Raw genomic sequence first — 11,060 nt, forward strand, 5'->3', positions numbered from 1 at the left:
GACGGGCGACGGCCCCTCCGGCGCCCGAGGGCGGTCGCGGACCCGCTGTCAGGTCTCGTCGGGCACGGTCTCCGGATCGGCCTGCAGGCTCATCGGTCCGTAGATCTTGCTGCCGTCGTCGAAGAGGATCACCTGCTCGGCACCGCCCTCCAGCAGCTCCTTCCAGGCCTCACCGATCCAGGACTCGGCGTCGCCCTGCGTGGTGAACTCCTCCGGCTCCACGGCCGGCTGGACCTCCGTCCCGTCGGCTTTCTCGAACCGCCACGTCCACGCCATGTCCGCCTCCCGGGGCCCGCCAGATGATCTGTTTGCTGCCCGCAGCGTAGCCGGGCGCGCACCCAGCGCGCCGACACGGGAGGATCAACCGCGTGGAACTCACTCTGCTCGGCACCGGGGCCCCCGACGGGCTCCCCCGCCCCCACTGCCCCTGCGCCGCGTGCGCGACCGCCCGCGGCCCTCTCGCGCGTGCGGCGACCGCGCTCCTCGTGGACGGCGCGGTACTGCTCGATCTCACCCCGGGTGCGGCGCTGGCCGCCGCGCGCGCCGGGCACTCGCTCAGCGGCGTACGGCAGGTGCTGCTCACGCACCCGCACGACGGTCCGGCGGTCGAGCTGCCCGCCGGTCTGCCGACCGCCGGGCGGGTCGCCGACGGACGGGTGCTGACGCTGCTCAGCGGGCACCGGGTGCGGGCCGTGCCGATGGACTCCCCCGGTACGGGGTACGAGGTGACGGGCCCCGACGGCGAGCGGCTGCTGTATCTGCCCCCGGGCGGCGCCCCGGCGGGGCTCGCGACCGGCAACGGCAACGGTGGTGGCGGTCGCTCCGTACGGGACGCCGGGGCCGCCCCGTACGACATGCTCCTCGCCGATGTGACCGGCCGGCCCGACGCCCTGGCCCGGCTGCGCGCCGCCGGACTCGTGGGGCCGACCACCGACGTCATCGCCGTCCACATCGGCCACGAGGTGCCACCGGGCGCCGAGTTGGACCGCAGGCTGGCGGCGGCGGGCGCGCGGGCCGTGCCGGACGGGACGACGCTGACGGTCGGCGAGTACCACGCCGTGCCCGATCTGCCGCGCCGCACCCTGGTGACGGGCGGCGCGCGCTCCGGCAAGTCCCTGGAGGCCGAGCGGCGGCTGGCCGCGTTCCCCGGCGTGCTGTACGTCGCGACGGGCGGCGCCCGTGACGGCGACCCGGAGTGGCGGGCCAGGGTCACGGCGCACCGTGACCGCCGGCCGGGGTCCTGGCGGACCGCCGAGACCTGCGACCTGGTGCCGCTGCTCACCGGTGAGGGCCCGCCCGTGCTCGTCGACTGCCTGTCGCTGTGGCTGACGGACGCGATGGACCGGGTGGACGCCTGGGACGACGCGGCGTGGGACGGGGGCGGCGAGGAGGCTCTGCGGGAGCGGACGGAGCAACTGGTCGGCGCCGTGCGCGCGACGCGGCGCACGGCGGTCCTGGTGACCAACGAGGTCGGCTCCGGCGTCGTACCGGCGACGGCCTCGGGCAGGCGTTTCCGGGACGAGTTGGGGCGGCTGAACGCGGCCGTGGGCGCCGAGTGCGAGCACCTTCTGCTGGTCGTCGCCGGGCAGGCGCTCACCCTGCGCGGCTGACGGCGGGCGGGCCGGTGCGCGTGGGCGCGCTGCCGGTACTGTTCGGCGAATGAGCTCGCTGAATCTCGACGACTTCTCCGATCTGATCGAGCGCCCCGACGGCGGTCTGCGGCGTGACGCCGAGGAACGCCGCGAACGGCTGATCGTCCCGCCCGGCGCGCTGGGCCGGCTCGACGAGCTGGCCGAGTGGCTGTCGGCCGCCCAGGCGACCGTCCCCGTCAAGGCCATCGAGCAGCCGCGCGTGGTGCTCTTCGCCGGTGACCACGGTGTCGCGTCGCTGAATGTCTCGGCGCGCCCGGCGGGCAGCGCGCATCTGCTGGTCCGCTCGGTGCTGGAGGGCGAGAGCCCGGTGGCCGTGCTGGCGCGCCGGGCGGGGGTGCCGGTACGGATCGTGGACGCCGGTCTGGACTGCGATCCGGAGCTGCTTCCCGCGGAGGTCGTACGCCACCGGGTGCGGCGCGGCAGCGGGCGTATCGACGTCGAGGACGCGCTGACGATCGAGGAGGCCGAGGCGGCCGTACGGCTCGGCATGGCGATCGCCGACGAGGAGGCCGACTCCGGCACGGATCTGGTCGTGCTCGGCGATCTGAGCGTCGGCGGTACGACTCCGGCCGCCGCCCTGATCGCGGCGCTGTGCGGCACGGACGCGTCCGTGGTCACGGGGCGCGGCGGCGCGGGGATCGACGACCTGGCGTGGATGCGCAAGTGCGCGGCGATCAGGGACTCGTTGCGCCGGGCGCGGCCGGTGCTCGGTGACCAGTTGGAGCTGCTGGCGACCGTCGGCGGCGCGGATATGGCGGCGACGACCGGTTTCCTGCTGCAGAGCGCGGTGCGGCGGATGCCGGTGATCCTGGACGGCGTCGTCTCGGCGGCGTGCGCGCTGGTCGGCCAGCGGGCGGCGTTCCGGGCGCCGGACTGGTGGCTCGCGGGCCAGGTGAGCGGCGAGCCGGCACAGGGCAAGGCGCTGGACCGGATGGCGATCACTCCGCTGCTCGACCACGGAGTGGTCGTGGGCGAGGGCACGGGCGCGCTGCTGGCGCTGCCGATGGTGCGGGCCGCGGCGGCGCTGGCGGCCGAACTGCCGGAGCGGCCCGAGGAGTCGGCGCCCGCGGAGCCGGAGAGCGCGGCCGGTGGGGACGTCGAGGACATCACGTAGTGGCGTGAACGCCCGCGCCCGTCACCGCGCGTGGACGCGACGGCGCGGCCCCCGGCGGCGACCGGGGCGCGCCTCGGAGCCGTAAATCTCAAAGTCCTTGGGCGGGCGGGCGGTCAGTGCGGTGGTGGCGCGGGCGTCGCGGGCCGCTTCGGCTCGTCGTCCGGGGCGCCGCCGATCCAGTCCTGGACGCGGCGGCGCGGCGCGGACCAGCGGCGGTCGCGGTGGTACGCGCGCAGCGTCATCCGGGCGCGCGCCCGGTGGCGGCGGCGGTAGAACCGGCGGGCCCAGAGCGAGCCCGGCCGCGCGAGCCGCAGCGCGCCGATGATCGCCACGGGGGGCACCAGCACGCCCACGAGCGCCATCGGCAGTTTCCCCTTGAGCAGCGTGATCAGGACGAAGACCAGGCTGATGCCGAGGCTCACCAGCAGCGAGAGCCGGTCCTGCCGCTCCTCGGGCGACAGCGAGTCGACGTCGAGCGGCGAGAAGCCGCTGAGGACGAGGAGCGCCAGCGCCGCGGCGAGGATCACGACCTCCACGCTCCGCCGGCCCTGCTCGGTCCAGTACACGTCGTCCAGATGCAGGACCAGCGCGAACTCGTCGAGAACCAGCCCGGAGCCCATCCCGAAGATCACCGCCCACACCGCCGCCCCGACGCCGTGCCTGCCGCTGCCGACCGCGCCGAAGCCGCCGACCACCATGAGGATCACGCCGGGCACCACGTGGTGGATGTGCATCCCGCCGGGTCTGATGTTGCGGAACGGTCCCTTCCCGGCGCGGATCAGCCGGGTGATCATCCGGGTGATCCCGAAGGTCAGCACGAAGGCGACCAGTGCGAGCAGCATGGGGACCTTGCCCGGCTCGACGAAGTTCTGGTGGAACCAGGAACCCATGCCGCCCGCCTCCGCCGTGAGTCTTTTGTGTACTTATGGGCAACTTACCGGCTGACGGTCCGCGTCCGGCCGAGGGTGGGTCCGGCGCCTCGTCCGAGGGCCGGCCTCAGGGCCGGTCCGAGCGCGCTTCCCGGCCCGGCTACTCTCGCGCGATGAGCGCCCCACGTACGACGCACGCCGCCGCCGACGGCCTCCGGTTCGCCTTCGGCACGCTCACCGCGCTCCCGGTCCGGGTGACCCGCTGGGACCGCGAGGCGGCCCGTGCCGGGATGCTGGCGGCGCCACTGGCCGGCCTCGTCGTCGGCCTGTGCGCCGCCGCCGTGGGCGGTCTGCTGCTCCTGGCGGGCTCGGGGCCGCTGCTCGCCGCCGTGGCCACCACCGCCGTACCCGCGGTGCTCACCCGGGGACTGCACCTCGACGGGCTGGCCGACACCGCCGACGGACTCGGCAGCGCGAAGCCGGCCGAGGACGCGCTGCGGATCATGAAGCGGTCGGACATCGGGCCGTTCGGTGTGATCACGCTGCTGTTCGTCCTGCTGGCGCAGGTCGCCGCGCTGACCGGGCTGTACGACGAGGGCTGGGCGCACGGCGCCGTCGCCGCCGCCGTCGCGGCCGTCACCGCGCGGCTCGCGCTCACGCTGGCCGCGCGCACGGGTGTGCCGCCCGCGCGGCCCGACGGCCTGGGGGCCACCGTCGCCGGCTCCGTGCCCGCCCGCGCGGCGGTGCTCACGGCGCTGCTGGTGACGGCGGTGGTCGCGGCGGTGTGCGGCGGCCTGTTCGGGGCGTACGGGGCGTACGGGGCGCTGCACCACGTCCTCGCCCTGGCGGCCGGTCTCGGCGCCGCGCAGTTGCTGCTCGCGCACTGTGTGCGCCGCTTCGGGGGCGTCACGGGGGACGTCTTCGGCGGCCTCGCGGAGACGGCGGCGACGGCGGCCCTGGTGGTCCTGACGCTGGGTTGACGGGCCGTCAACTCGCGGCCCGCCGGGCGTCGTACGTCGCTCAGCAGGCCCGGCGCCAGACGCCCAGTTCGTACTTCTTCAGCATCGCGCTCAGCTTCAGCCGCTTCGCCTCGGGACAGAACTCCCGCGTCGGCAGCTCGTACTCGACATGGAAGACCGCCTTGCCCGCCTCGACGAACGGCGTGAGTTCGGCGCACTCCTCGTACTGCGCGCACTGTTCGTTGACCGCGAAGTCGAAGTCCCCCACCAGCTCCGGGATTTGGGGGAGGTCGTTCTTGAGGCCGACGGACAGCCCGCGTTCGTGGGCGAGGCGTGCGACGAGCCGGTTGTAGCGGAGCTGGTCGGCGGCGGTGAGGGGGAAGCCGGTGGGGTTGCGGTAACCGTCCATGTTGTCGGGCTCCACCGCGTCGAAGCCCTTCTCCTTGCACATGTCGATGCGCTCGGCCATCAGCGGACCGAGGACGTCGGTACGGCGGATGTCCAGCCAGCGTTCGCCGTCCCAGCCGTTCCCCTTGCCCAGCACGGACTTCGGGAACTTCGCGGCGTCCGGACGGAAGTCCTCCCAGGCGCCGGTGGAGAGGTAGCAGATGACCTTGCGGCCCCGGTCGTGGAGATCGGCGACGGCCGACGCGGGGTGGTCGAAGCCGTCGATGTCGTAGACGGGGACCTCCACGGTGGGGTCCAGCGTGCCGCTGAGCTGCCACTGCCAGTCGAGCCCCGGCCGCGGCCGCCAGCGCTCCTCGGCGCCGCCGCTCGCACCACCGTCGTCGGCGGCCGTGCCGGTGGTCTCGGCCGTGCCGGGCGCGCCCGCGCAGCCGCCGCCCACGAGCAGCAGCAGGGCGAGGACAGGGACAAGGAGTCGGTTCTTCACGGCTGTTCCGGTCCCTCGTGCTCGGTTCATGATCGTCGGGCAGGTGGCCCGTCCCAGCAGACCACATGCCGGGACGGCCGGGCACACCCGCCGCCGTGAGTGAACGTGAACACCGCGCGTAGGCTCGTCACAGGTGCTCCACGGGCCGAATTACGATGCGGTGGGCACGGCCGGCCCTGCGAAAGACCGGCTTCCGCCGAAGAACTTCTATGGAAGCGAGATTTCACCACCGTGACTGCTCTCACTCTCAGCACAGCCGGCGCGGCGACGTTGCGCGCCGACGCGATCGTCGTCGGCGTCGCCAAGGGAGCCAAGGGCCCGGCCGTCGCGCCGGGCGCCGAGGCTGTGGACAAGGCGTACGACGGCAAGCTCGCCTCCGTCCTGGAGTCCCTCGGCGCCACTGGTGCCGAGGGCGAGGCGACCAAGCTCCCCGCGCCGTCCGGCCTCAAGGTCCCGATCGTCATCGCGGTCGGCCTCGGTACGGCCCCGGAGAAGGACGAGGCGTACGGCGCCGAGACCCTCCGCCGCGCCGCCGGTGTCGCCGCCCGCACCCTCTCCGGCGCCAAGAAGGCCGCGTTCGCGCTGCCCACGGAGGCGGCCGAGGACGTCGAGGCCGTCGCGGAGGGCGCGCTGCTCGGCGCGTACGCCTTCACCGCGTACCGCGGCACCGAGAAGACCGCCAGGTCCACCGCCGGCGGCAAGGGCGACAGCGGTGTGAAGCAGCCGCTCGGCGAGGTCACGCTGCTCGGCGCGAAGCCGCGCGACAAGGCGCACAAGGCGGCGGTCGAGCGCGCGATCTCGCTGACCGAGGAGATCAACCGCGCCCGCGACCTGATCAACACCCCGCCGAACGACCTGTACCCGGAGACCTTCGCCGCCATCGCCACCGCGGCCGGCAAGGAGCACGGCGTCAAGGTCCAGGTCACCGACGAGAAGGCGCTCGTCAAGGGTGGCTACGGCGGCCTCCTCGGCGTCGGCCAGGGCTCGGAGCACGGCCCGCGCCTCGTCCGCCTGGAGTACACGCACGCCAAGGCGAAGAAGACGATCGCGCTGGTCGGCAAGGGCATCACCTACGACTCGGGCGGCATCTCGCTCAAGCCCCCGGGCCACAACGAGACGATGAAGTGCGACATGAGCGGCGCCGCGGCCGTCCTCGCCGCCGTCGTGTCGGCGGCCCGCCTCGGTCTCCAGGTCAATGTGACCGGCTGGCTCGCGCTCGCCGAGAACATGCCGTCGGGCACCGCGACGCGCCCCGGCGACGTCCTGCGCATGTACAGCGGCAAGACCGTCGAGGTCCTGAACACCGACGCCGAGGGCCGGCTCGTCCTCGCGGACGCGATCACCCGCGCCTCCGAGGAGAAGCCCGACGCGATCGTGGACGTGGCCACGCTGACCGGTGCCATGGTCGTGGCGCTGGGCAACCGGACGTTCGGCATCATGTCGAACGACGAGGCGTTCCGTACGTCCGTGCACGAGATCGCCGAGGAGGTCGGTGAGGCGTCCTGGCCGATGCCGCTCCCGACCGAGCTGCTCAAGGGCATGGACTCCCCCACCGCCGACATCGCGAACATGGGTGAGCGGATGGGCGGCGGTCTGGTCGCCGGACTGTTCCTCAAGGAGTTCGTCGGCGAGGGCATCACCTGGGCGCACCTCGACATCGCCGGTCCGGCGTACCACGAGGGCGCGCCGTACGGCTACACGCCCAAGGGCGGTACCGGCTCGTCGATCCGCACGCTGGTCAGGCTCGCGGAGCGCACGGCCGCGGGCGACCTGGGCTGAGAGCCCGTCGGCGGCCCGTCGGCGGCCCGTCGGCCGCCGGCCGGGAATGTGTGGCCCGCCCCGTCGGTTCCGGTTGAGACCGGGGACCGCGGGGCGGGCCGTTCCTCTCCCGGCGAAACCCGTCCGCGCGCCCGGATCCGGCCACGGATCGCGCGACTCGCGCGTGTCACGTGCATCACGCGTGTACGACGTGTGTACGGCGCGCGTACGGGCATCCGCACGAGCACCCGTACGAGTCAGTAACCCCTGATCGCGGCCGACCGGCCGTCTCAGAACCCCGGCCCCGCGTCCCGCCGCCCTCCGACAAGTGCGAAGATGGGTTCTCGGCAGGACAGGGCCCCCACCACAGGGCCGACGAAACAGCGGCCGAACACCAGCCGCCGCCCGGTCATCGACCGCGCCCGGCGCACATGCATGGAGGACGTGACGTGGCGAACGACGCCAGCACCGTTTTCGACCTAGTGATCCTCGGCGGCGGTAGCGGCGGTTACGCCGCGGCGCTGCGCGGAGCGCAGCTGGGCCTGGACGTCGCACTGATCGAGAAGAACAAGCTCGGCGGCACCTGCCTGCACAACGGCTGCATCCCCACCAAGGCTCTGCTGCACGCCGGCGAGATCGCCGACCAGGCGCGCGAGTCCGAGCAGTTCGGGGTCAAGGCCACCTTCGAGGGCATCGACATCGCGGGTGTCCACAAGTACAAGGACGAGGTCGTCTCCGGCCTCTACAAGGGACTTCAGGGTCTGGTCGCCTCCCGCAAGGTGACCTACATCGAGGGCGAGGGGCGGCTCTCGTCCCCGACGTCCGTCGACGTCGACGGCCGCCGCGTCCAGGGCCGTCATGTCCTGCTCGCGACCGGCTCCGTACCGAAGTCGCTGCCCGGCCTGGAGATCGACGGCCAGCGGATCATCTCCTCGGACCACGCGCTGAAGCTGGACCGCGTCCCGAAGACGGCGGTCGTCCTGGGCGGCGGCGTCATCGGCGTCGAGTTCGCCTCGGCGTGGAAGTCCTTCGGCACGGACGTCACCGTCATCGAGGGCCTCAAGCACCTCGTTCCGGTCGAGGACGAGAACAGCTCCAAGCTCCTGGAGCGGGCCTTCCGCAAGCGCGGTATCAAGTTCAACCTCGGCACCTTCTTCGACAAGGCCGAGTACACGCAGGACGGTGTGCGCGTCACGCTGGCCGACGGCAAGACCTTCGACGCGGAGGTGCTGCTGGTCGCGATCGGCCGCGGCCCCGTCTCGCAGGGCCTCGGTTACGAGGAGCAGGGCGTCGCGATGGACCGCGGCTTCGTGCTCGTGGACGAGTACATGCGGACGAACGTGGAGACGATCTCGGCCGTCGGCGACCTCGTCCCGACGCTCCAGCTCGCGCACGTCGGCTTCGCCGAGGGCATCCTCGTGGCGGAGCGGCTGGCCGGCCTGAAGACCGTCCCCGTCGACTACGACGGCGTGCCCCGGGTGACGTACTGCCACCCCGAGGTCGCCTCCGTCGGTATCACCGAGGCCAAGGCCAAGGAGATCTACGGTGCGGACAAGGTCGTCGCTCTGAAGTACAACCTGGCGGGCAACGGCAAGAGCAAGATCCTGAAGACCGCGGGCGAGATCAAGCTCGTCCAGGTCAAGGACGGCGCCGTCGTCGGCGTCCACATGGTCGGTGACCGTATGGGCGAGCAGGTCGGCGAAGCCCAGCTGATCTACAACTGGGAGGCTCTGCCGGCCGAGGTCGCGCAGCTCATCCACGCGCACCCGACGCAGAACGAAGCCCTCGGCGAGGCCCACCTGGCCCTGGCCGGCAAGCCGCTCCACTCCCACGACTGATGCGTCAGTCCGAGCGCGACGACCACTACCGCACTTCCCCTCGCTCGGCGCTCCGCGCAAGCTGGGGAGATCCCACCGTGAGGAGCAACTGAAACCATGGCGGTTTCCGTAACCCTGCCGGCGCTCGGCGAGAGCGTCACCGAGGGCACTGTCACCCGCTGGCTGAAGGCCGAGGGCGAGCGCGTCGAGGCCGACGAGCCGTTGCTCGAGGTCTCCACCGACAAGGTCGACACCGAGATCCCGGCGCCCGCCGCCGGGGTCCTGGCGTCGATCAAGGTCGCCGAGGACGAGACGGTCGAGGTCGGCGCCGAGCTGGCCGTGATCGACGACGGTTCGGGCGGCGAGGCCGCCGCCGAGGCGCCGCAGCAGGCGGCCGCTCCGGCCGAGCCCGCGGCTCCGGCCGAGGCCGAGCCCGCGCCCGCCCCCGCTCAGGAGGCCCCGGCGGCCCCGGAGGCTCCGGCGCCCGCGCCTGCCGCCGAGGCACCGGCGGGCGGCTCCGCCGAGGGCACGGACGTCACCCTGCCCGCGCTCGGCGAGAGCGTCACCGAGGGCACTGTCACGCGCTGGCTCAAGGAGGTCGGCGACGCGGTCGAGGCCGACGAGCCGCTGCTTGAGGTCTCGACGGACAAGGTCGACACCGAGATTCCGTCCCCGGTCGCCGGCGTGCTGCTGGAGATCGTGGTCGGCGAGGACGAGACCGCCGAGGTCGGCGCGCGGCTGGCCGTGATCGGCGCCGAGGGTGCCGCTCCGGCGGCTGCCCCGGCACCGGCTCCGGCCGCGCCGAAGGCGGAGGCCCCGGCCGCCGCTCCGGCGCCTGCTCCGGCTCCGGCCGCGGCTCCCGAGCCGGCACAGGCGCCCGCTCCCGCTCCGAAGCAGGAGGCCCCGGCGCCCGCTCCGGCGCCTGCCGCCGCCCCCGCCCCGTCGGCGCCTGCGGCTCCGGCCGCCGCCGCCACTCCCGCTCCCGCCGCCGGTTCCGGCGACGAGGGCGCGTACGTGACGCCGCTCGTGCGCAAGCTCGCCGCCGAGAACGGCGTCGACCTCGCCTCGGTCAAGGGCACCGGCGTCGGTGGCCGCATCCGTAAGCAGGACGTCGCCGCCGCCGCGGAGGCCGCCAAGGCCGCCGCCCAGGCTCCGGCACCCGCCGCCGCCCCGGCCCCCGCCGCGTCGAAGGCCCCCAAGCTGGAGGTCTCCCCGCTGCGTGGCCAGACGGTCAAGATGCCGCGCATGCGCAAGGTCATCGGCGAGAACATGATGAAGGCGCTGCACAGCCAGGCGCAGCTGACGTCGGTCGTCGAGGTCGACATCACGAAGCTGATGAGGCTGCGCGCGCAGGCCAAGGAGTCCTTCGCCGCCCGTGAGGGCGTGAAGCTGTCCCCGATGCCGTTCTTCGTCAAGGCCGCGGCACAGGCGCTGAAGGCGTACCCGGTCGTCAACGCCCGCATCAACGAGGACGAAGGCACCATCACGTACTTCGACTCGGAGAACATCGGCATCGCCGTGGACTCCGAGAAGGGTCTGATGACGCCGGTCATCAAGGGCGCGGGTGACCTGAACCTCGCCGGCATCGCCAAGAAGACCGCCGAGCTGGCGGGCAAGGTCCGTGGCAGCAAGATCACCCCGGACGAGCTGTCCGGCGCGACCTTCACCATCAGCAACACCGGTTCGCGCGGCGCCCTGTTCGACACGATCATCGTGCCCCCGAACCAGGTCGCCATCCTGGGCATCGGCGCCACCGTCCGCCGTCCGGTGGTCATCAACCACCCGGACCTCGGCGAGACGATCGCGGTGCGCGACATGGTCCACGTCGTGCTCTCCTACGACCACCGCCTGGTGGACGGCGCGGACGCCGCCCGCTATCTGACGGCGGTCAAGGCGATCCTGGAGGCGGGCGAGTTCGAGGTCGAACTCGGCCTGTAGCCCCGCCTGTCGAACAGTCGCTGTATGTCACGACGGCGCCCCCGCCCGGAGAGATCCGGTC

Annotated in this window: 9 protein-coding genes; 6 read left to right on the plus strand and 3 right to left on the minus strand. The window is 73.2% G+C overall.

Annotated features, from left to right (window positions below; translation table 11 throughout):
* Positions 1–48 precede the first annotated feature (48 nt).
* Positions 49–276, minus strand: a complete 228-nt coding sequence (locus tag ACFUN8_RS35120) for a hypothetical protein (protein WP_383646888.1) — start codon at positions 274–276, stop codon at positions 49–51.
* Between the two features lie 92 nt (positions 277–368).
* Here ACFUN8_RS35120 and ACFUN8_RS35125 point away from each other — a divergent pair, with 92 nt between their 5' ends.
* Together ACFUN8_RS35125 and cobT are read left to right on the plus strand one after the other, a co-directional pair.
* The gene (locus tag ACFUN8_RS35125; RefSeq protein ID WP_383646890.1) at positions 369–1,610 is read left to right on the plus strand and encodes a bifunctional adenosylcobinamide kinase/adenosylcobinamide-phosphate guanylyltransferase; all 1,242 of its coding nucleotides are present in this window, start codon (positions 369–371) and stop codon (positions 1,608–1,610) included.
* Positions 1,611–1,668: 58 nt separating this feature from the next.
* A complete protein-coding gene (cobT, locus tag ACFUN8_RS35130; RefSeq protein WP_383646904.1) occupies positions 1,669–2,766 on the plus strand; it encodes a nicotinate-nucleotide--dimethylbenzimidazole phosphoribosyltransferase in 1,098 nt (365 codons plus the stop codon).
* A gap of 113 nt (positions 2,767–2,879) precedes the next feature.
* On the opposite strand, the gene ACFUN8_RS35135 is transcribed toward cobT, so the two are convergent.
* Entirely contained in the window at positions 2,880–3,656 is a 777-nt protein-coding gene (locus ACFUN8_RS35135) for a hypothetical protein (protein WP_383646892.1), read from the minus strand.
* Positions 3,657–3,808: 152 nt separating this feature from the next.
* On the opposite strand from ACFUN8_RS35135, the gene ACFUN8_RS35140 reads away from it, so the two are divergent.
* Complete coding sequence (locus tag ACFUN8_RS35140; protein ID WP_383646895.1) at positions 3,809–4,615, plus strand: adenosylcobinamide-GDP ribazoletransferase; 807 nt, start codon at positions 3,809–3,811, stop codon at positions 4,613–4,615.
* Positions 4,616–4,655: 40 nt separating this feature from the next.
* Here ACFUN8_RS35140 and ACFUN8_RS35145 read toward each other — a convergent pair whose 3' ends face one another.
* On the minus strand, positions 4,656–5,486 hold the full coding sequence (locus ACFUN8_RS35145) for an endo alpha-1,4 polygalactosaminidase (RefSeq protein WP_383646897.1): 831 nt from the start codon (positions 5,484–5,486) through the stop codon (positions 4,656–4,658).
* 231 nt (positions 5,487–5,717) lie between these two features.
* On the opposite strand from ACFUN8_RS35145, the gene ACFUN8_RS35150 reads away from it, so the two are divergent.
* From ACFUN8_RS35150 to sucB, 3 genes are all read left to right on the plus strand, one after another.
* Entirely contained in the window at positions 5,718–7,265 is a 1,548-nt protein-coding gene (locus ACFUN8_RS35150) for a leucyl aminopeptidase (RefSeq protein ID WP_383646899.1), read from the plus strand.
* A 428-nt stretch (positions 7,266–7,693) separates the two neighbouring features.
* The gene (gene lpdA / locus ACFUN8_RS35155; protein WP_382571150.1) at positions 7,694–9,082 is read left to right on the plus strand and encodes a dihydrolipoyl dehydrogenase; all 1,389 of its coding nucleotides are present in this window, start codon (positions 7,694–7,696) and stop codon (positions 9,080–9,082) included.
* A 96-nt stretch (positions 9,083–9,178) separates the two neighbouring features.
* A complete protein-coding gene (gene sucB, locus ACFUN8_RS35160; protein ID WP_383646901.1) occupies positions 9,179–10,999 on the plus strand; it encodes a 2-oxoglutarate dehydrogenase, E2 component, dihydrolipoamide succinyltransferase in 1,821 nt (606 codons plus the stop codon).
* Positions 11,000–11,060: the final 61 nt, after the last annotated feature.

Source organism: Streptomyces sp. NPDC057307, assembly GCF_042667665.1.
GTDB lineage: Bacteria > Actinomycetota > Actinomycetes > Streptomycetales > Streptomycetaceae > Streptomyces.